This window comes from Bradyrhizobium sp. USDA 4472 (genome assembly GCF_054058595.1).
This window is the reverse complement of sequence record NZ_JBSSAM010000001.1, coordinates 4,122,501-4,144,002: the sequence shown is the minus strand read 5'-3', so window position 1 is coordinate 4,144,002 and position 21,502 is coordinate 4,122,501. Positions and strand designations below refer to the sequence as shown.

At 61.3% G+C, this 21,502-nt stretch carries 13 protein-coding genes and 3 pseudogenes; 10 read left to right on the top strand and 6 right to left on the bottom strand.

Annotated features, from left to right (window positions below; all coding sequences use genetic code 11):
• The first annotated feature begins 847 nt into the window (after positions 1–847).
• From ACVWZ4_RS19190 to ACVWZ4_RS19180, 3 genes are all read left to right on the top strand, one after another.
• A complete protein-coding gene (locus ACVWZ4_RS19190) occupies positions 848–2,668 on the top strand; it encodes a caspase family protein (protein ID WP_456740944.1) in 1,821 nt (606 codons plus the stop codon).
• 296 nt (positions 2,669–2,964) lie between these two features.
• Positions 2,965–4,617 carry a sensor histidine kinase gene (locus ACVWZ4_RS19185; RefSeq protein WP_456699277.1) on the top strand — a complete coding sequence of 551 codons (1,653 nt, stop codon included), beginning with the start codon at positions 2,965–2,967 and terminating at the stop codon, positions 4,615–4,617.
• A 50-nt stretch (positions 4,618–4,667) separates the two neighbouring features.
• Positions 4,668–5,030, top strand: coding sequence for a response regulator (locus ACVWZ4_RS19180; RefSeq protein WP_456738227.1), 363 nt, complete (start codon positions 4,668–4,670; stop codon positions 5,028–5,030).
• A gap of 152 nt (positions 5,031–5,182) precedes the next feature.
• Here ACVWZ4_RS19180 and treZ read toward each other — a convergent pair whose 3' ends face one another.
• Complete coding sequence (gene treZ, locus ACVWZ4_RS19175; protein ID WP_456738804.1) at positions 5,183–6,958, bottom strand: malto-oligosyltrehalose trehalohydrolase; 1,776 nt, start codon at positions 6,956–6,958, stop codon at positions 5,183–5,185.
• A 399-nt stretch (positions 6,959–7,357) separates the two neighbouring features.
• On the opposite strand from treZ, the gene glgA reads away from it, so the two are divergent.
• From glgA to ACVWZ4_RS19150, 5 genes and pseudogenes are all read left to right on the top strand, one after another.
• Positions 7,358–8,767, top strand: coding sequence for a glycogen synthase GlgA (glgA, locus tag ACVWZ4_RS19170; protein WP_456736149.1), 1,410 nt, complete (start codon positions 7,358–7,360; stop codon positions 8,765–8,767).
• Positions 8,768–8,787: 20 nt separating this feature from the next.
• Positions 8,788–9,924, top strand: a complete 1,137-nt coding sequence (locus ACVWZ4_RS19165; RefSeq protein ID WP_456736150.1) for a glycosyltransferase family 4 protein — start codon at positions 8,788–8,790, stop codon at positions 9,922–9,924.
• 67 nt (positions 9,925–9,991) lie between these two features.
• Entirely contained in the window at positions 9,992–10,270 is a 279-nt protein-coding gene (locus ACVWZ4_RS19160; protein ID WP_456699281.1) for a DUF3606 domain-containing protein, read from the top strand.
• Between the two features lie 151 nt (positions 10,271–10,421).
• Positions 10,422–12,534 (top strand): annotated as a pseudogene (gene glgX / locus ACVWZ4_RS19155) (glycogen debranching protein GlgX).
• A gap of 309 nt (positions 12,535–12,843) precedes the next feature.
• Positions 12,844–13,191 carry a response regulator gene (locus tag ACVWZ4_RS19150; RefSeq protein ID WP_456699283.1) on the top strand — a complete coding sequence of 116 codons (348 nt, stop codon included), beginning with the start codon at positions 12,844–12,846 and terminating at the stop codon, positions 13,189–13,191.
• Between the two features lie 230 nt (positions 13,192–13,421).
• On the opposite strand, the pseudogene ACVWZ4_RS19145 reads toward ACVWZ4_RS19150, so the two are convergent.
• Positions 13,422–14,437 (bottom strand): annotated as a pseudogene (locus ACVWZ4_RS19145) (aldo/keto reductase).
• Between the two features lie 1,078 nt (positions 14,438–15,515).
• Positions 15,516–16,619, bottom strand: coding sequence for a DNA topoisomerase IB (locus tag ACVWZ4_RS19140; RefSeq protein ID WP_456763352.1), 1,104 nt, complete (start codon positions 16,617–16,619; stop codon positions 15,516–15,518).
• Positions 16,620–16,877: 258 nt separating this feature from the next.
• Here ACVWZ4_RS19140 and ACVWZ4_RS19135 point away from each other — a divergent pair, with 258 nt between their 5' ends.
• Positions 16,878–17,702, top strand: a complete 825-nt coding sequence (locus ACVWZ4_RS19135; protein WP_456770230.1) for a ribonuclease HII — start codon at positions 16,878–16,880, stop codon at positions 17,700–17,702.
• 28 nt (positions 17,703–17,730) lie between these two features.
• Here ACVWZ4_RS19135 and ligD read toward each other — a convergent pair.
• A pseudogene (gene ligD, locus ACVWZ4_RS19130) lies at positions 17,731–18,679 on the bottom strand (non-homologous end-joining DNA ligase).
• Positions 18,680–18,691: 12 nt separating this feature from the next.
• On the bottom strand, positions 18,692–19,045 hold the full coding sequence (locus ACVWZ4_RS19125; protein WP_456740941.1) for an MOSC domain-containing protein: 354 nt from the start codon (positions 19,043–19,045) through the stop codon (positions 18,692–18,694).
• Positions 19,046–19,048: 3 nt separating this feature from the next.
• Between ACVWZ4_RS19125 and ACVWZ4_RS19120 the strand changes: the two genes are divergently transcribed.
• Positions 19,049–19,174: a hypothetical protein gene (locus ACVWZ4_RS19120; RefSeq protein WP_456699289.1), complete on the top strand. Its 126-nt coding sequence runs from the start codon at positions 19,049–19,051 to the stop codon at positions 19,172–19,174.
• An 80-nt stretch (positions 19,175–19,254) separates the two neighbouring features.
• Here ACVWZ4_RS19120 and ACVWZ4_RS19115 read toward each other — a convergent pair whose 3' ends face one another.
• Positions 19,255–20,934: a PHP domain-containing protein gene (locus ACVWZ4_RS19115; RefSeq protein WP_456740940.1), complete on the bottom strand. Its 1,680-nt coding sequence runs from the start codon at positions 20,932–20,934 to the stop codon at positions 19,255–19,257.
• Positions 20,935–21,502 lie beyond the last annotated feature (568 nt).

Genomic DNA, 21,502 nt, shown 5'->3' with positions numbered 1-21,502 from the left:
CGATCAGCTGCCTGATTTTCCCGAGTCGCGGAGATGAGAACGCTGTCGCGCGGAGTGCGGGGAGCCGTCTCTGTTCATGGAGGCGACTCACAACCAAATGGCAAGCACGGGAATCCTGGACCGCCCAGTCTCGCAGAATGAGGTTAATGGCACACGGCAGATCGGGATTCTGCGGGAGATAACAAAGCTGGCATTCGCCTGGAAAGGCATCAATGCCGCTCTGTCCCGGAACTTCAGGAGCCTTTCCCATTTGACTGTTTCGGTCGACGGGTGGTGTCGCCTTGGAGGGAATACGATGAACCGACTACTTTTCACCGGGTCTGCTGTCAGCATTCTCTTTCTATCTTCAATACTGTCAGCGTCAGCAATGCCCATAGCGTCTCCAAGTGCGCTGGGGACCTCGAACAGCGGTGTTATCCAAGTCAAAGGAGGCCATGGTCATGGCGGCGGACACGGCTGGGGCCATCACGGCGGACGTGGTCATCACTACGGATGGGGTAGAGGTCGCGGCCATCACTACGGCTGGCGGCATCACGGCTGGTAAGTAACTTACCACGCCCATTTTCGACGCCGCCCCAGTTGGCGGCGTTTTTCGTTCACCAACCCTGTCTCACGATTCTAGGCCCACCGCCTCCCTGAAGCGGGCCCCTGCCTACACTTACAATGGGTGCTTGCCGCAGAGCGCCGGGCTGCCCCCTCGCGTCGTCCTCTCCGGACTGGTCCGCAATCCCAGCAGGCACGCCCGATGGAGGCCGCCTAACATTTGTTTCAGTCACCAAGTCAAGCCGCCGCACTTGTCTTGGGTGGCACTCCGAATATTGTGGTGGGACGACGATTTGGACCAGATATGCATACCGTTCGGCTGTGTTATCTCCTTCTTTTTTCCCTGTCCTGGCTCAGCTTAGGTTCGGCTCAGGCGCATAGAGTTGCGCTGGTGCTCGGCAACTCCGCGTACAAGAGCGTGCCACGGCTGGTCAATCCCGTGAACGATGCCGCTCTGGTCGGCGACATGCTCAAGAAGGCCGGGTTCGAGTCCGTCGACATCAGGACGGATCTCAACGCTATCGAGATGCGGAAGGCCTTGCGCGATTTTGGTGCTCGGGCGCGCGAGGCCGATATCGCGGTTGTCTACTACGCTGGTCATGGTATCGAGCTCGACGGAGTCAATTATCTGATCCCCACCGACGCCGCGCTGGAGACCGACAGTGATGTCTTAGACGAGACCGTGGCGCTAGATCGTGCGCTGTTCGCCGTCGAGCCTGCCAGACAGCTACGTCTGATTATCCTTGACGCCTGTCGCGACAACCCATTCGCCAAGACCATGAAGCGGACCATGGCCTCCCGGGCGATCGGGCGCGGCCTTGCGAAGGTCGAGCCAACGAGTCCGAATACAATGATCGCCTTCGCCGCCAAGGCGGGATCAACGGCATCGGACGGCGATTCGAAGAACAGTCCATTTGCAGCGGCCATAGTTGAGCGGCTTCCGACGCCCGGTCTCGACTTGCGTAAGGCATTTGGATTTGTGCGAGACGATGTCCTTAAGAAAACCGGCTACAAGCAGGAGCCCTACGTCTATGGCTCTCTCGGGGGCGAAGATGTTTCATTGGTGCCAGCAATGTCCGCAGGTGCACCGCAGCAGGCCGATCCGCAGTCTGCCGCTCGGCGGGACTATGAGCTGGCGCTCCAGGTCGGGACCCGAGCGGTCTGGGCTGCGTTTCTCGCTCAATATCCCGACGGCTTTTACGCCAGCCTCGCTCAGGGACAGTTGGATCGAGTCGCCGCCGAGGAGACGCGCGCAACGGCTGCTGAAAGAGCCCGGATTGCTGAAGAGGAGAAGGCTCGGCTCGCGGCCGACCAAACCAGGAAGACCGAGCAAGACAAAGCGGAGGCCGCAGCTAAGGCCGCCGAGGACGACCGCGTCGCTGCCGAGAAATTGCAGCTGGCGGTGGAAGCGAAGGCGGCAGCAGCCGAACGAAAGCGGAAGGAGATGGAAGCCGCGGCTGAACAGAGCGTTGCCAAGTTCGACGAGAAGCAGGCTATCACTCAGCCGTTTGCCGCCGAACACCAGCAGAAGGTGGCCGCTCTTCCACCGTCAACAAGTCAACCTGAGCGCTCGGCAGAGGAGATCAAGAATTTGGTGCAGCAGGAGCTGCGCCGCGTCGGCTGCTTGACCGCAACATCAGATGACGACTGGAGCGCTACGTCGCAGCAATCAGTTTCAAACTTCAACAAGTTTGCAGGGACGAAATTCGATACCAAGTTTGCCAGCCTGGACCTGCTCGACGCCATCAAGGCCCGGCGCGACCGCGTCTGCCCGAAAGTTTGCGAGCGCGGTTTTGAACCAATCGGCGATCACTGCGTCAGGCGCACGTGCGGGGGCGGACTGGCTCTCAGTGAGAAGGGCGAGTGCATTCAAAGCGACAAGACGCCAGCGCGAAAACCCGAGCGCCCCCTGGCCGCTAGACCAGAGGCAATTGATTCCAAACCCGGCGAACGGCGCTCTTCGGCCCGCGGCCGCTGTACCAGCATTAGTCAGCGGTGCGCGCTGGAAATCGGCGGGCGCTGTGATGCTTCCACCGGAAAATGGGAGTATGGCCGGAATGGTGCCGGGGGAAATACCCAGGCATTCAACGCCTGCCTTGGGCGATTGATGGCTGGAAGCAGGTAACCAATGTGCGGGCCGCGGCGGTCTGGGATCGGATCCACGTCAATGGCCGAATTGCCCCCCCAACCCGGCCCCCCGCTTCACCAGCTGACGACTAAGTTTTGCGGTAGCCGACTTTGGTCTCCTTCGTTCGATCGACAGTGGGCACGCGCCGGACATTGGAACTTGGAACTCGGCTAGGCGTTTGGCTCCCGCCGGGGGCAAAATGACATATGGGCCAGATAGCGGTTTCGAATTGGCGCGTCGCAGCGGAACGGCAGCAGGGTGACTTTCCTGGTCCGCGCATTGGTGGCTCCCTGATGAACCATTTGCCGGAGAGTTCGACCGCTCGCCCGCGGCGGGTACGGACCTACCTGACCCTATTCGCCATCGCGCTGATCCTTCCTGTGCTCGCCGTCTCTTTCGTTGGCCTGAACCGGATGGCGGCCATCGAGCAATCGCAGATCGAGCGCCGCGTCATGCAGATCGCTCAGAATATCCGCTTTGTCGTCGACAGGGAGCTCGATAGGGCGCTGGTGACCCTCGAAACCTTGGCGACGTCATCGGAGCTCCGGAGCGGAGATCTGAGCGCATTCCATCAGCAGGCTGTCCTCGCGCTGAGGCCGAAGAAGGCCGCGATCGTGCTGATCGACACTTCGTATCGACAACTCGTCGACACACTCAAGGACTTCGGAGCCGAGCTGCCGCCAACGTCCGACCCGGTCACGGCGCAGCGGGTCATAGATACCGGAAAGCCTCAAATATCGAACTTGTTCAAGGGATCGGTCAACGGTCTGCCGGTCTTCAACGTCGAAGTGCCAGTCTTCGACGACGAGAAGCGCGTGCGATACGTACTGATCATGTCCTTCCAAGCTGCATACGTCGCCGACGTCCTAGCGGAGGTTAGGCTCGACCCTGCCTGGCTCGCCGGCGTGACCGGTAGCAACGGCATTGTCGTTGCCCGGTCCCAGCAGCAGGACGAATATGTCGGCAGACCTCTGCCGGCTGAATTGTTCGAACAGACGAAAAACGCCGATCGCGTCTATCCAGCCGTCAATATTGCCGGAGAGCACGTCTTGCGCGCCAGCGTCAAATCTGAGCGGGCACCCTGGTTCGTGTCCGCGACCGTGCCGCTCTCGCACACGCAGGAGCCCTACGACCGGAGCCTTTTCTTCGCCGTGTTGCTGGTGGGGCTGGCGCTCATACTCGGAGGGTCTCTTGCCTATCTGTTCGCCAGGCTGATGGCACGGCCGCTCGACGAAGCGACTCACGCGGCAGCAGCTGTTGGTCGAGGCGAGGACGTATCCGTCAACCCGACCTCGTTGCTCGAAGCGAATGTTCTGATCGAGACGTTGGCAAAGGCCTCGAAGGAATTGAAGGAGCGCGCCCGGCACTCCGATTTCCTCATGCGCGAACTGGTTCACCGGGCCAAGAACCAGCTTGCCGTCGTCAAGGGCATGGCGCTTCAGACGGCGCGCGAGAGCGCCACCGTGGACGAATTCATCGGCCGTTTTGACCGCCGGATTCTGGGACTGGCGCAGTCGCAGGACCTCCTGCTCAGCCAGAACTGGCGAGGAGCCTGGATGCGCGATCTCGTGCATGCTCACCTCGAACCGTTCGGCGCTGGGCCCCGCGCTCAAACCAGTGGGCCGGACATCTTCCTGGACACGACGGCGATTCAAAACGTGGGCTTTGCCCTCCACGAGCTGGCGACGAACGCGTCGAAATACGGTGCGTTATCGAATGAGGCTGGACGGCTGGTCGTGGTCTGGGAGGCGCTGGAGAACGGCGCGGCCCGGCTCACATGGGGCGAACACGAAGGCCCGGCGCCGCACATGGAGCAGGAAGGGTTCGGCTATCGCGTGATTACCGAGCTCGTTCCGCGGGCGCTGAACGGCTCCTCAAAACTGGATTTTACCCCGCAGGGCGTGCGGTGGGAGCTTATCATACCGGCTGACCATGTCGTCCAATAAAACGAGCCCAAGCCTGCGCAGGAGTGAATGTGGACGCGAACAGATTGAAGGTGCTGATCGTCGAGGACGAGTTCTTCATCGCTCTGGATGCCGAGGAGCAGGTCAGGTCGCTCGGCCATATGGTGGTCGGCACCGCAGTCTCCGCCGAGCAGGCCATCCGGATCGCCGGCGAGGAAAAACCGGATGTCGTACTAATGGACATCCGACTCGTCGGGCCGGTCGATGGGATCACGGCCGCCCTGGAGATCCGATCGCTCTACGGCATCGAGGCGATCTTCGTGACTGCGAACACCGACCAATCGACGCTGGCTCGAGCCGAATCCATAAAGCCCCTTGCGGTTTTGCAAAAGCCGCTGACAAAGGACAGGCTCGCAACACAACTGTCTCGCTTGCTTACAGGAAGCGGCGCCTGATGCCGCACATTCCCTTGCGTTCGGGATGCGAGGGCCTGATGTGGGAACGAGCGCGCGGATCTGCTGGTGACTGACGTCAGACCTCCCGGCGAACTAGCCGGGTTGCAGCCTTTATCGTGATCGGTTTCGCCTCAAAAACCTCGCTTAGGGCATCAGCCTTCGTGGCCGAGCCTCACGACCAGCTCGTTCGGCAGGAGCACTTTTTTGTCAGCAGCGCTCGTACGCCACAAGGTCTCCCCCTGGACCAAGCCCGGCATGTCCAGCTCATGGTCGGCGAAACTGGTGACGATCTGCAATGCTTTGCCAGATCTCGTACGCCACCGGACATCCAGCCCACCAGCGGAACTGTCATTGCCGAGGAGTCTGCTGTCGGCGGAGACAATCCCGCTCCGCAGCAGCGGGACGATCTTTTGGCGACGGATCTGCAGCAACTGCTGTGTCAGTCGCCGGACTTTCAGACTGGTTGGAGAACCGTCGATGTGGGACCAATCCAGCTTCGAGGCGCGAAAAGTTTGCTCGTCACAAGGATCAGGAATTTGAGCACGCAGCTCAGGCGTCGAGAACGCCCTGAAGTGCGCAAATTCCTTGCGACGGCCTTCTCGCGTCAGCTCGGCGGCCTCGCCGGACCAATCTGCGAAGAACAGAAACGGGGTATCGACTGCCGCCTCCTCGCCCATGAACATCATTGGAATGTGGGGGCTCAGCAGAACCAGGGCGAAAGCCTGTGTGAGTTTTTCCGGACTTACCAGTTTCGACAATCGTTCCCCATGAGCACGATTGCCGATCTGATCGTGATTCTGCGCAAAGAAGATGGTCGCTTCAGGCGGAAGATGAGCACTCGGCTCGCCGCGCGGTTCGTTGTGGAGCGGAAATACTTCGCCCTGATATGCAAATCCCTCGCTCAAGGATCGTGCGAGATGCGCCAGCGGCTTGTCGGCAAAGGCACGATAGTAACCTTCATCCTCTCCTGTCAGAAGCACATGCAGCGCGTTGTGAAAGTCGTCACTCCACTGCGCGTCATAGTACCTCGTATGGCCTTGCTGGCGTTCAAGTAGACGGGCCTGGTTCGCTTCGTTCTCCAGCATCAGGTGCACGCGGCGGCCCGGCAATTCGTGACGCACGGTCTCCGCGAGCTCGACGAGAAAGTGCCGATCCGAATCGTCCTTGAGCGCGTGGACGGCATCGAGGCGGAGGCCGTCGAAGCCGTAGTCGCGCAGCCACATCAGTGCGTTCTCAATCAGAAACTCGCGGACGAACGCGCCCTCGCGCCCCTCCAGGTTGACCGCAGGTCCCCACCCGGTCGTATGACGACTCGTGAAAAAACTCTCCGCATAGCTGTGCAGATAATTCAGTTGCGGTCCGAAATGGTTATAAACAACGTCGAGATAGACCATGATGTCGAGCGCGTGAGCGGCCCGCAGAAGGCGCTTGAGATCCTGTGGCCGGCCGTAGCGCGCGTTTGGAGCGTTCAGCAGCACGCCGTCATAGCCCCAATTGTGCCGGCCAGGAACGTCGTTGAGCGGCATTAGCTCGATGGCCGTAATGCCGAGATCGCGCAGATAAGGCAACCTGCTCTCGACGCCGGCATAGGTCCCTTCCTGGCTGAAAGCGCCGACGTGCAGCTCATAGATCACCGTTTCCGCCCAGGACCGCCCTGGATAGAGGATGGCGTCCCGAAGCGTCGCCGTGTCGACGACTTCGCTCGGGGCCCCGACATCGTCCGGCTGAAAGAATGAGGCAGAGTCCGGGACGACCAGGTCTTCATTGATTCTGAACTGATAGCGTGTGCCTGCATGAGCGGTTTGACTCAACACTTGATACCAACCATCTCCGTCGCGTGGCATGCGACACGGCGGTCGATTGGCCTCGAGCAATTCGACCGATTGCGCGGATGGCGCCCAGAGATTGAAGACGACCCCATGTTCCACGATCTGCGGACCGTGGCGCCGGATCCGGCCGGCTGCTCCTTGTCTCTGACCCAAAATGCTTGCCTTTCACGCTAGATGTTCACCACAGCATGCTCTGGCGGGGCCTTGCGGCATCTCAACCGCTGTACAAATGCTTAAGCATGCGAGGCACGAACAAGCTCGCGTCGGTGCGATCGTTCCTCGGCGGCGTTCGCCAGGAAGACTAGTCTTACGTCGTCCGCCTCTCAGCCCTAAGGCTTCTGTACACTTTTGCACCAAGCACAAAAAAACGTACTCCATTGCAGCTTTGTGGAACGATTGCTGCGACGCAGAATTTACAGATGGCGCTTCACTGGGATAGCGCATCTGGAATCCAAAAAGATGGTTGGCTCAGACCACTTCGGCCGGCGGGCGTAGGGGATGCGTATCCTGTTCGCGACCCCCGAAGTATCGGACTTCGTTCAAGTAGGCGGTCTTGCCGCCGTATCGGCGGCTCTCCCACGCGCCCTTCGCAGTTTTGCTGACGTACGCGTCATCATTCCCGGCTATCCCGCGGTTCTACGCGGGCTCAAGGACCTCCAGCCAATCGGCCGATGCCCGCCATTCGCCGCTCTTCCGGCGTTCGAGGTCGGTCTTGGGCATAGCGCGGATGGCTTGAGCTATTATGTCGTTCGTTGCCGGGAGTTGTACGAGCGGGAGGGAACGCCCTATGCCAATGGGTGCGGCGCTGACTGGTCCGACAACAACGTTCGTTTTGCGACCTTCTCTTACGCTGCCGCGCAGCTTGCCAGAGGCCTGGTCGACAAGGATTGGCAGGCCGATCTGGTCCACGCCAACGATTGGCAATGCGCGCTGATCCCCGGCTATCTGGAATGGCATTACGCCCACATTCCGACGGTCTTCACGATTCACAATCTCGCCTATCAAGGTGTCTTTGACCGGAGTTCGCTCGCTCCGCTGGGCATTCCGGAGACCAGCTTCAATATCGATGGCGTGGAATTCTACAACCGCCTGTCTTTCATCAAGGCCGGCCTCGTCTACGCCTCACACCTGACGACCGTGAGCCAGACCTATGCCCGCGAAATCACCACTGCCGAGTTCGGATGCGGGCTCGAAGGACTGTTGCGGCAGCGTGCCGACCGCCATCAGCTGTCCGGAATCCTGAACGGGATCGACGAGAGCTGGGATCCGCGCACGTGCTCGTCGCTGTTTCAACCGTTCGGGGCGGGCGATTGGGCGGAACGCGCGATGAACGCCGACGATGTCCGGGACCAGTTTGGTCTGGCCGTGTCCCGCGGTCCGCTGTTCGCCCTCGTCGCGCGCCTGGTCCATCAGAAGGGCGTCGATCTCGTCATCGAGAGCGCGCAAGCGATCGTCGACGCGGGCGGCCAGATCGTCGTCTCCGGCAAGGGCGAACCCCGCTTCGAGGAAGCCCTGCTGCAGGCGCAGGCGCGAGCCCCGCAATCGATTGCGGTCAAGATTGGCTTCGAGGATGCCGAGGCGCGCAAGATTTTCGCCGGCAGCGATTTCACGCTGATGCCGTCGCGCTTCGAGCCTTGCGGCCTGAGCCAGATGTATGCCCAACGCTTCGGCTCTTTGCCGATCGGCCATCGCACCGGCGGTCTTGCGGAGACGATTGTCGATGGCGAGACGGGCTTTCTGTTCGATCGGGCGTCGGCTCCAGGCTTTCTCGGCAGTCTTTGCCGCGCCTTCTCGACCTTCGGGATGAAGGACAGGCTCGACCAGATGCGCAGAGCTGCGATGGCGCAGGCCTTTAGCTGGAGGCAGTCGGCGAAAACATACGCAGATCTTTACCGATCATCGATCTAGAAAGATATCGAGCACGGACCATGAAAATCGCGCAAATCGCTCCGCTTGCGGAAAGCTGCCCGCCACGGCTCTATGGAGGCACCGAGCGCATTGTCTCGTATTTGACCGAAGAGCTGGTTCGCCAAGGGCATGACGTCACGCTGTTCGCGAGCGGAGACTCTGTCACGTCTGCGGAGCTGGTGCCTTGCTCGAAAATGGCGCTGCGGCTCGATCGCTCGGTGAAGGATATGACGCCGTATCACGTCATGATGCTGGATCAAGTTGCCAGGCGAGCCAACGAATTCGACGTCCTGCACTTCCACATCGATCATCTGCACTATCCTTTGATGCGGCACCATGCGGAACGGATTGTCACGACATTGCATGGACGTCTCGATCTGCCCGATTTGAAGCCGTTCTACTCCGCCTTCCCCGAACCTCCGCTCGTCTCGATTTCGGACGCACAACGCCGCCCGATGCCCCCGGTCAACTGGCTCGGGACCGTGCTTCATGGATTGCCCGAGAACATCCTGCCATATCGGCAAGCGCCGTCAGGGGACTATTTTGCGTTCCTTGGGCGCATCTCCCCCGAAAAGGGACCAGACAAGGCGATCGAGATCGCCGCGAGGACCGGCGTGCCCCTGAAGATGGCGGCCAAGATCGATGCCGCAGATCAACACTATTGGGAGCAGGTGATCGCGCCGATGATCGCGGCGCATCCGAATGTCGAATTCATCGGCGAGATCAATGAACTCCGGAAAGCCGATTTCCTTGGCAATGCGCGTGCGCTGCTCTTTCCAATCTGTTGGCCGGAGCCTTTCGGTCTCGTCATGATCGAGGCGATGGCGTGCGGCACGCCAGTGATTGCCCTTGCCCACGGCTCTGTGCCTGAGATCATCGATCACGGCCTGAGCGGATTTGTCGTTAATTCCGTCGAGGAGGCGGTCGCGGCGGCCAACGCTGTCGAGACATTGGATCGAGCGGCGATTCGCAAGCGGTTCGAACAACGGTTCACGGCAGAGCGAATGGCGAGGGACTATCTGGCCGCCTATCGCCGGTTACCCGCACTTCGGCAAATACCGCAACTGGACGTGCGCCCGGCCCTCGAAAGTAACAGCCAAATCGGGATGCTGATACCTTCTGCCGGTTTGGACATCGCTGCCGCCACTGCTGGCTGACATCCTTGAGCCGCATCGGAACGGAATCAGCGAGCGGTGGTTACGATGACACACAGGAGTTGCTGCCATGCGCCGCTCGACACCCAAGCCCATCCGCAACAAGCTCGACCTGACCGATCGCGTTCAGATGCGGCTTGTCAGAAAACGTCTTGGCCTTTCCGATGCCGAGCTCACCGCCATCGTCGGGCGGATCGGAAACTCGATTGCCGCGATCAGCAAGGAAGCTGCCCAGCAGCGGGCCAGCGCTCCGCGTAAGCCGGCGGATGTGCCTGCCGCAGCCGTTATCGCCGCTGCGGCCGCCGAGCCGGCAACTTCGGACGTAGCCGTGCCTGCGCCAGCGTCCTGACCGCACTGCTTTAGGGGGAGATATGGACCAGAAAGCGCGTCCGGACGACGCCTTGACGCGAGCGGCCTTGAGCCTGCGCCGCTCTCGCATCACCGAAGGCAAGCCGTTTCCGCTCGGCGCCACCTGGGACGGCCTTGGCGTCAACTTCGCACTGTTCTCGGCCCACGCCACCAGGGTGGAGCTCTGCCTATTCGACGACGAGGGTGAAACCGAGCTCGAGCGGATCGAGCTGCCGGAATACACACGACGAAGTCTGGCATGGCTATCTGCCCTCGGCACGTCCGGGCACGGTCTACGGCTATCGCGTCCACGGTCCCTACGAGCCCGACGCAGGGCACCGGTTCAATCCCAACAAGCTCGTGCTCGATCCCTATGCCAAGCAGCTGGTCGGGCAACTGCGCTGGGGACAGGAACTGTTCGGCTACCAACTCGGCCACGCCGACAAGGATCTGTCTTACGACGAGCGCGACAGCGCCCCATTGATGCAAAAGTGCCGCGTCATCGACCCCGCGTTCACCTGGGGTGCGGCGCGTAAGCCCGAAGTGCCCTGGGAACGGACGATCGTCTACGAGATGCACGTGAAGGGCTTTACCCAGCTGCACCCGCTGGTGCCCGAAGCAGACCGCGGCACCTTCTCAGGGCTCGCGCATTCGGAAATTCCCGGTTACCTGCGCTCGCTTGGAATCACCAGCGCGGAGCTGTTGCCGATCCATGCCTTCGTCGATGACAGCTACCTGGTGGACAAAGGCCTGCGCAACTACTGGGGCTACAATTCCATCGGGTTCTTCGCCCCGGAGCCGCGGTACCTGAAGACGCCGTTCGCGAACGAATTCAAGGAAATGGTCAACCAGTTCCACGCTCACGGCATCGAGGTCATCCTGGACGTGGTCTACAATCATACTGCCGAAGGCAACGAACAGGGCCCGACGCTCTCGTTCAAGGGCATCGATAATGCCAGCTATTACCGCCTACTGCCGGACCAGAAGCGTTACTACATCAACGATACCGGCACCGGAAACACCGTAAATCTGTCGCATCCGCGGGTGCTGCAGCTGGTTGCGGATTCGCTTCGCTATTGGGCCACCGAGATGCGGGTCGACGGCTTTCGCTTCGATCTCGCCACCATCCTGGCACGCGAGCCTTATGGGTTCGATGAAGGCGGCGGCTTCCTCGACGCCTGCCGCCAGGATCCCGTGCTCTCCAGCGTCAAGCTGATCGCAGAGCCCTGGGACATCGGCCCCGGCGGTTACCAGGTCGGCCAGTTTCCGCCGGGATGGGCCGAGTGGAATGACAAGTTCAGGGACACTGTCCGCGCCTTCTGGAAGGGTGATCCGGGCACCCTTGCCGATTTTGCCAAACGCATCACAGGGTCCGGCGATCTGTTCAACAAGCGCGGGCGCCGGCCGTGGGCCAGTGTCAACTTTGTCACGGCTCACGACGGCTTCAACCTCAATGATCTCGTGTCCTACAACGACAAGCACAACGAGGCCAACGGGGAAGAGAATCGCGATGGCCACAGCAACAACCATTCCTGGAATTGCGGCGCCGAAGGACCCACGGACGATCCGGCGATCACGGCGCTGCGCGAACGGCAGAAGCGAAACATGCTCGCGACGATGCTGCTGTCCCACGGCACGCCAATGCTGCTCGCGGGAGACGAGTTCGGACATACACAGCGAGGCAACAACAATGCTTACGCTCAGGACAACGAAACCACCTGGCTCGACTGGATGGGAATTACAGGGAACGGCCGCAACCTTCGTGAATTCGCGCGCAAGCTGATCGCGATCCGCAAGGCCTTCCCGATCCTCTATCGCAGCCGGTTCTTGGTAGGAACCCACAATGAAGAGCTCGACGTCAATGACGTCACATGGCTCTCGCCGTCTGGCGAGGAGATGACCACAGAGCAATGGCAGGACGGCAACGCCAAATGCTTCGGCATGTTACTCGACGGACGCGCACAGGAGACCGGGATCAAGCGGCGCGGATCGGACGCGACCATGCTGCTCGTCTACAATGCCCATTATGATGTCGTGAATTTCACTCTGCCGGCCGTCGCCGAGGGACGAAGTTGGTTAGGGCTGGTGGATACCAATCAGCCAGAAGCGCAGATGCCCGCATTTGACTTCGGACAGGCTTACGCGGTGACCGGACGATCACTTGTGGTGTTTGGTCTCGCGACCGAGAACACCGCAACACGCCGCTTGCGGCAAGGCCTCGGTGCGCTGCTGGACGTTGCCGAGGCGCCCCTCGAGCCGGCTTGATCAACGCCGCGGTTCCAGGGCCTCGCGAACCATTGGCAGACGATTGGAGGATCTCTGATTGTCGCAGTTGGCGCCGCGGTCCTCGCCGCTTTCCAAGACGAGATTCCGCCCACGGCAATCCCGAGCCCACAAGATGAATGATGGGCGCTTTAGCTGGGACAGCATTATTGGAACCCTGGCACTAACTCCGACTTGCTGTGCACAACCTTGTTGACCGAGCTGGCACAGCGGCCCTTTTCTGTACCAGCCGAACGGCGATCTTGCGCAGTGTCCTCACGTCGTGGACGAAGAGCGCGACGGGAGGATAGCTTGCGGATTCTTGTAGCCGAAGACGAAGACTTGATCCGGGATGTGGTCGTAGACATCCTGCAGGCGCACGGTCACGACGTAATGGAAGCCGATAGCGGCGAGCGTGCGGTTCAGCTATGTGCTGAGGCCGCACCCGAGCTGCTCGTCACCGACATCAGGTTAGCTGGAAATCTGTCTGGCTGGGATATCGCTATCAAATGCCGGGAGGCGAATCCGGACGTCCCAATCATCTACGTAACCGGCTACACACACGCTGCCCCGCGCCCGGTGTCAGGGAGCATCATGCTCCAAAAACCATTCAGACTGGAACGCCTTCTTGAGGCGATGAAGTCGCTCACCGGCAAGTAGCAGGACCCGTGCTGTCTGCCTATAGTGGATACCAGTGCAAGGCCTGAAACCAAAAGAAAAGGCCCCCTCTAAGGCGTAGTTTTTTAGGAGAGGACCCACAGGTCACAGAGCCAACCCGTCCTGTATTGCCTCGTTCCCAATAATGCCTGCGAAGCAGTCGCTCCAGCTCGATAGCTTGATCTCGTTATAGGCTCGCTTCAAGGCCTTGCGCTCCTCGCCCGCGGCCGTTGTTATAGCGAAGGGATAGAGGCGCCCGCTTCGATCAAGCCTGCGCTCTTCAGATCTTCCCAGAAGGGCGTCGGGATCTTAGCTTGCAATGAATTCCAGTCCTCTTCGATCTGCTGAGCGCTGCGCGCCCCCACCACCAGCGCGACGGCGACGTCCGCCGCTGCAGAAAACTGCAGGGCCGCCGTCCGCAGATCCACGCCGTATCGGGCTGCTACAGTGCGGAGCTTCTCGCGCTTTTCGATCGCCTCGGTGGAATTTTGAAGTTCTGCTTGCCGTAGTTGTAGCGCGGGCTTCCGGAGATGAACCCGGCATTAAGCGAGGAGCCGATCACAAGGGAGATGTCCCTCTTGCGAACCGCCGGGAAGAGTTCATGCACGGCGCTGGCGTGATCGATCAGCGAATACTGCCGGGCGCACAGGCACACGTCCGGATCGGCATCTTCCATCACCTTGAGGATCGGCAGGGGCGTATTCACACCGATACCCCATGCACGAATGATTCCTTCGTCGCGCATCTTTGAGAGTGCCGGAAAGGCGCCTTTACGGGCGCTCTCGTACTGCTCCTCCCAGCCGTTCGGGAAGAAGGCGAAGTCAGGAGAGATGTCGTGCACGAACGCTACATCGAGGCTATCGACGCCGAGCCGCTGGAGGCTATCCTCGATCGAGCGACGCACGCCGTCGGCGGTGTAGTCGAATACGACGTCATTGGGCGAATCCGAGAGCGGATAAATCTCGGCATGCCGGTTGTTCTTCGAGGCCTTGAACAGCTTCCCAACTTTCGACGAAAGCAGATATTCATCTCGCTTCTTGGTGTGGAGAAGCCGTCCGAACCGCCGCTCGGCCAGCCCGAAGCCGTACCATGGCGCAACGTCGAAGTAGCGCACCCCGACCTCCCAGGCCGCTTCGAGCGTGCTTTCGGCGTCCTTGTCGGTGTGCTTGTTGAACTCGTTGCCGAGCGAAACCCCGCCGAGCCCGAAGCGAAAGCGGGGCTCAAAAATCTGCTGCGCGCGATTGGGCATGTTTGGATTGACCTTTCGCCATTGGCGATCACCTGACGTGTCGGGCATCAAGGTGCGCTTACTTGATTGGACCTACGAGACCTCTGCCGATCTGAACTAACAACCTCGGCAGATGCTTTTGATCTTTTTCTCCAAGGCAACGTCTGCTGGATCGCGCGACTGCGCGCCGACTGACCTATCCATCGGTCGTTGCTCGACCGCTGGCGTCGGCGAGCGATGGCTGTGTCGTTTGCTGGCCTCTGCAGAATGAACAAAAACCAGCGCGGCTACGACGGCAAGTGATGCTAACGCAAAGACTTTCAGCAACTTTTGCAAATCTTCCCCACTGTCCTATCGGCCTGGTTGTTCTCTCGATCGATCTTGGCGTCGCTGTCCTGTTCGTTCGTAGTCGTCGGTTTTCCGATTCCGCCCGCAGGCGCAGTGTTCTGCGCGTTGGCGCCGGAAGCGCCTGACGGGGCCGCCGTGCCTGCCGTATTTGTTCCCGGTGTTGATCCCGTGCTGAGCCCGTTGCCATTCCCCGCGCGTTGATCGGGGAGTTGGCCCGTTGCCGCGTCGCCGGTCGTCTGGTTGTTGGTGGTGCCGATCGCCGCATTTCCCGGGCTCCCGGTCGGCCCTGTCGCGGACGACCCATTTCCGTTCGTCCCGTTGGCAGCCGTGCCGGCAGATCCTGCCCCCGCAGATGTTGAGCCTGTTCCTGCAGCACCTGACGTGGGGCCGCCGCCCGTACCACCACCAGCGGATCCGCCGCCGCCGCCTCCGCCTCCACCTCCACCTCCACCTTGGGCGAACGCGGCCACGGGAACGAGAACAGCGGCGAGCAGAGCAAGTCGGGAGAGCTTCATGTCGACACTCCTTTTGCGACCAAGCCACCTCCGCACGTTTCGTTCCTGTCATCCTCGGGCCTTATGAGGAACCGGTAGAACTCGCCCTCGGCCAGCACCCGCGCGATATCGCACGCCACTACTGTCGCCCCCGACCCGCACCCAACATTGATGCAGGACTGCCCCCAACGAGAGTACCGGCCATTTGAGGTGTTCTCGGAAGCATCGAGGAGAGCGTCCGGAAATGGCACACGAGGCTAGGCGCGGCCCTTCAGAGAATCGAGACGCTTGCGGAGAAACGCCAACACCATGATCTCGTCGGAGGTGAGCTTGGCATACTGGCGCTTGAACTTCTGCGCGATCTTGGCTTCAATCATCTTCACGAGGTCACCGGACATATAGGCGTCCAGGACTTCCGGATGCACGTAGCACTTGCGACAGATTGCCGGTGTGTTGCCGAGCTGCTTCGAGACGCTCTCGATCGCAGCTACTACGTTGCGCTTCGCCTCGGCCTGGCTATCGTACCTTTTGAATTCGGCGAGGGCCAACGCTGCCAAAACCGTCCCGGCCCAAGTGCGGAAATCCTTCGCGCTGAAGTCCTCGCCCGTAATGTCCTTGATGTAGGCGTTGACGTCGCCGGAATCGACGGTGCGCGGCTGTCCGTCGTCATCCAGGTATTTAAAGAGTTCGTGTCCCGGTATCTCCGCGCAGCGCTTCACTATCGCGGCTATTCGCTTATCCTCCACTCGGAGCTTCCATTGCTTGCCGGACTTGCCCGTGAAGTCGAACCGAAGCACGCCGCGGCCGACCGCGACGTGCTTGCGGCGCATGGTTGTTAGCCCGTAGGACTTGTTCTTCTCGGCGTACTCGGCGTTGCCGACTCGGATCAATGTCTTCTCCAGAAGACTAACGATTGTGGCCAGCACCTTCTCGCGGGGCAGTCCGTCTCGCTTCATGTCGGCGGCGACGCGCTCCCGCAGAGCGGGCAGCGCGGCAGCGAACTGGATGATGTGCTCGTATTTATTCTGGTCGCGGAGTTCTCGCCACTTCGGATGGTAGCGGTATTGCTTGCGGCCCCGCGCATCGAGCCCGGTCGCCTGGATGTGGCCGTTCGGCGATGGGCAGATCCATACGGATTCGTAGGCCGGCGGGATTCCGATTGATTTGATGCGTCGGGTGATCGTGGCATCGGTGATGCGCCTGCCGTCCTTGTCGTAGTAGCTGAAGGTGGTTCCGGTCCGTTTGCGCGTGTACCCAGGCGTGGAGTCGCTGACGTAGCGAAGGCCTTCTTCCGCGATGGTGGCCGCGACCTCGGCGGTGCGGTCCAGTATCTGTTCTTCGTTGCTGGTCTGTCGGAGCATCGGCCTATCCCTCGGAAGCACCCTGGGGATCGAGGCTCCGCTCTTTCTCAAAGGATGAAGATACCAGTTGGTTCCGCTCTGAGCTCGGTGGATGCGCCAGAGACTAGGTTGCAGCGCAAATATCCGAGACCTCGGATGAGAGCCGGCCGGTTCCATTCGACAAGACGCTGCGCAGCCGATGAAGCTGGCTTAGGTTCAGACAATCGCCACAAAGTTCATTGACACGCTCCCACACAGTCAGTCTCCACCAAGGCCGCGATGTCCCTATATTCACTTGATGTCTTGCGTCAGCGCTATGTCATCGAGAAAAGACCGCTCGAGGCCAGCGTCGAGCAGATCTTGCGGGCCGACAGCCGCGCCGGAGCGCGGGCCATCCTGGCTGCAATCGATAAACGGCGCTTTGAAAACAGGTCCGAGGGGCAGCGCCTCCGCAAGATGCTTCGCTTCGAGACCTCTCTCTGGGACAGCGGCCATCAAGCCGTGGCAGGTGTGGACGAGGCCGGAATGAGCCCTCTCGCCGGGCCGGTCTCGGCGGGCGCCGTGATCCTGAAACCGGGAACGCGGATACTCGGGATCGACGACTCGAAAAAGCTTGATGCGGCGGCTCGCGAAGAACTCGCGAAGGAGATCAAGGAAAAGGCAGAGAGTTGGTGTGTGGCGTTCGTCGAGGTCGAGGAGATCGACGCGATCAACATCTATTGGGCAGGCATCCAGGCTATGCAGCGCGCGGTCCGGGGGCTAGGGCTGACGCCGCAGCACTTGCTGATCGATGCGAAGCGGTTGAAGCAACTCGACATCCCTCAGCAGGCGATCATCAAGGGCGATGCCAAGTCCGCCAGCATCGCCGCCGCCTCGATTCTCGCGAAAGTCGAGCGCGACGCCGTCATGCGGTCGCTCGACCTGCGACACCCCGGCTACGGCTTCGCGGATCACAAGGGCTATCCGGTGCCGGCTCATTATGATGCGCTCGCCAGGCTTGGCGCATGCGCTGCTCACCGGCGGTCGTTCGGACCCGTACGCAAGGCTCTCGGGCTGCCGCCCCTGCCGCCGTGGCCTTCGGCAGCCGAGCGCGACGCCGGCTGAACAGGTCGTACGCTTCGTTTTGGCGGCACTATTTTCGCGACCACTTCTTTTCGCGTACGACGTCCTTCGCGTTTTTGTCGGTCCGCAGCCCGAGATAGACCGGCTGGCGCAGCTCGCCCTTGCTGGTCCACTCCGCGAACTTCACCTCCGCGACCAGCGCAGGACGCACCCAGGTCGTCACCTGCTCATCCTTGACCTTGGGAGGAAACGGAGACTTGGCAGTCTTGAGCTTCATGAGTTTGCCGTGAAGCTCTTCGAGAACTTGGTGGCTGAAGCCGGTGCCGACGCGGCCGATGTACCGCCACGCATCGCTTTCGCGTACCGCCAGCACAAGGGCGCCGAAGAAGGGCCGGGTTCGCCTCGGCGCCGTGAAGCCGACGATCACAACCTCCTGCCGCTGAGCGGTCTTCACCTTCAGCCAGTCGGCGGTCCGGCGTCCGGACGCGTACGGGCTGTCGGCGCGCTTGGCCATGATGCCCTCAAGATGTCTCCGCTCGGCCTCTGCGAAGAACTTTGTGCCGCTGCTATTGCGATGGTTGCTGAACGCGATCAGCTTGTGGCGCGGCAGGATGGCTCTAAGCCGCTTCTTGCGCTCGAGGAGCGGCAGCGCCCGCAGATCCTCGCCATCTGCGAACATGAGGTCAAATGCGCAGTAGCGAAGCTTGGCCTCGTGGCGCAGGGCGTTTTGAAGCAACTGGAAATGGGACACGCCGTCCTTGCCGATCGCGACGAGCTCGCCGTCGATGACGGCGTCGACCTTCACCCTCTCAAGTGCTTTCGCGACCTCGACATACGAGTGGCTGATGATTTTCCCCGTTGCGGCTATAGAGTGCGACCCGGCCGCTGCGGATTTCCGAGACCATGCGGAAACCATCAAACTTATCCTCGAAAACCCAATTAGGATCGTCGAACGGCGAATCGATCAGCGTGGCCAGCATGGGCTGCAGGCGGCGAGGCAGGGTTGATTTTCGGGCCATGGCCGTATCTTTCTACAGAGCTGGCAAGGCCCGAAGCGAGGAGGGTGGAAGGCGAACCCGCGCGGCATCACCAGCTGCGACCGTCCCGCCGGTCCGTACCACCCCCAGCACGCCGGATTTGAATGGAGCTCCCCTTTGCGCCGACGAGAGCACCTGCCGCTTAAGGCCGGCTCGGAAGCGGTCGATGAGGACGCAGGGCGTCCGGAGGCCGGTCAGCTCAACGACTGCGGCCGGCCCGAGCTCGATCAGCGTCCCGAGCGGCATCCGTTCGAGGTCCAGGCCGGCGGTGGTGATGTTCTCGCCGAGGTCTCCCGCTGCAACTGAGAAGCCGGCATCCGAGAGGGTAGCAAATAGCTCGGATGGCATCAGGTGAACCTGCCGCAGATTGGGAAGATGCGGCTGACGACGGGCGAGATAGCGGTGCCGGACGAATGCGCCGGCGTGGGCGTCGCCTTCAACACCATGGCCTTCCACAAGCACAATCTGATCCCGTGACGGCTTGCTCAAGTGGTGGCCGCGATCGGATGCCACAGCCACCACTTTTCCCACCAGTGAGACATCCTCCGCTAAGGGCATCAGGCGGCCCGGGCCAGCGAGCGCCGCCTCTGCCGGAGGTAGCGTGTGATCGCCGGCAACGTCATCGCGTTCAGGATCCGGTCGGCGGGGACGCCGCCCTTGCGGGCCATCTCGACGCCCCAGTGCATGTGGTCAAGCTCTGGAATCGAGTGTGCGTCCGGATTGATGCTCAACATGCAGCCGAATTCAAGCGACGCCTGGTGCCAGCGCCAATCCAGATCGAGCCGCCACGGGTGGGCGTTGATCTCGACGACAACGTCATGCTTGGCGCAGGCCCGAAGCACCTTCTCCACGTCGATTTCGTAGCCCGGCCGCCGCTGCAGCTGCCGCCCGGTCATGTGGCCGATGATGGTCGTGTGAGGATTGGAGATGGCCCGAAGCAGGCGCTGCGTCTGCGCCTTGCGGTCCAGCTTGAAACGGCCGTGGATGCTGGCGACCACGAAGTCGAAACGTTCAAGCACTTCGTCCTCATAGTCGAGCGACCCATCCGCCAGAATGTCGGACTCGATGCCTTTCAGGATCCGGAAATCGTTGCCGAAGCGCTTGTTCAGCCGGTCGGCTTCCCGGTGCTGCTGCGCAATCTCCTCCACCGACAGACCTCCGGCATAGTGCGCAGACTTGGAGTGGTCGGCGACCCCGAAATACTCGAAGCCGCGCTGGCGGGTCGCTTTCGCCATGGTCTCCAGGGTCTCTGTCCCATCGGAAGCGTCGGTGTGGCAGTGCAGGATTCCGCGCAGGTCCTTGTCAGTGACGAGCTTCGGCAACTTACCCTTCAGAGCCATCTCGACCTCGCCACGGCCCTCCCGGAGCTCGGGGTCGATGAAGGGCAGCCCGAGAGCCTGGTAGATGTCGGCCTCCTCGCCGGCCACCACGGTTCGGCCCTTGTGCAATCCGTCAGCGTCCAAGCGCATGCCCTTCTCGGCCGCCAAGGCTTGGAGCTGCTCGATATGCGCTGAGGAGCCGGTGGTGAAGAGAAGGGCCGCACCGAAGTGCTTGCGGTCGGCCAACCGGACCTTCAGTTCGTCCGGCGATGGCATCGATGCCTTTCCCGCATTGGCAGCCTCCGCGACGATGGCGAGGTCGCCGACGAGCTCGCAGCCTCGACGGAAATCGCCGGCGATCGTCACGCGCTTGAGCTCAGGCCGAGCCTTCCGGATGGATTCCTTCGCGTGCGCGAGAAGGGCGGCGGCTCGGTGGAGGTGAAGGCGGCCTTCACCGCTTTTGGCGATTGCGAGATTCTGCAGGATCTTGGTCTGCAGCGCGGCACCGAGTCCTTTCGCCTTCTTGATGCGATCGTCCTTGGCGGCGACCTCCAATTCCGCGAGCGAGGTGATGCCGAGATCCCGGTAGAGCCGCAGCACCTTCTCGGGCCGCAAACCGGGTACAGCCAACAGCTCAAGCACGCCAGCGGGTATTTCCTTCCGAAGCTTTTCCAGGCTCGGATGAGTGCCCGTCCTGTGAAGTTTGGTGATGATGTCGGCTATCGCGTCGCCGACGCCCGGGATTTCCGTGAGTCGGTCTTCGGCGACGAGCACCGCCAGAGGAACGGCAAGGGCCGCCAGGCTGTCGGCAGCCCGAGAGTAGGCTTTCGCGCGGTAAGGATTGCCGCCCCGCAAGGCTGTGCGCTGCGCGTACTCCCGCAGGAGACTTGCCACACCGCGAGCGTCGAGCGAATGCATTCACCGGGCCTCCCGGTCCACGCCTTGCGGCGCCGCGGGAGTAAGGCGACCCAAACGGTTACTTCGCCGGCGATCAAGAGAGCTCTCGAGCTGCTGAGCTGCGCGAAAGTCGTCAAGGTGCTGAATATTGGGCCCGTAGGCAGCTTCCTTCTTGAGGAGATTGTAGATCCGGCCGGCCCCTGACTGCAGACGCTTCATCCGGCCCCGCGGCATCGATCGCGCCTTGCAAAGAGCTCGGACGGCGTAGGCTCGGAAGTAGTCGAATGCGTCTGACATGATGTCAGTAAACGCCGCCTCTCCTCGAGAGTTCGAAGACTTACGCAAAGATCGACCGCCCAGGGCTGCACTTCGGAATCCGAAGGCCCCAGTCTCGGGGGAAGACTGAGGCCCATGGGGATCGGTCCCACAAGGGGCGCGTTGTGGCGACCTGTCATTCAACACGAAGGAAAAGCTCCCGTTCCCTCGCCTGTGTCGCCAGGGCGAAGCTCATTACGCCGAACGTAAGTGTACGCGTCTCCGCTCCGAAGGAACCATTTCGGGCGTCGCGGATTAGAAGACCGCAGCATTC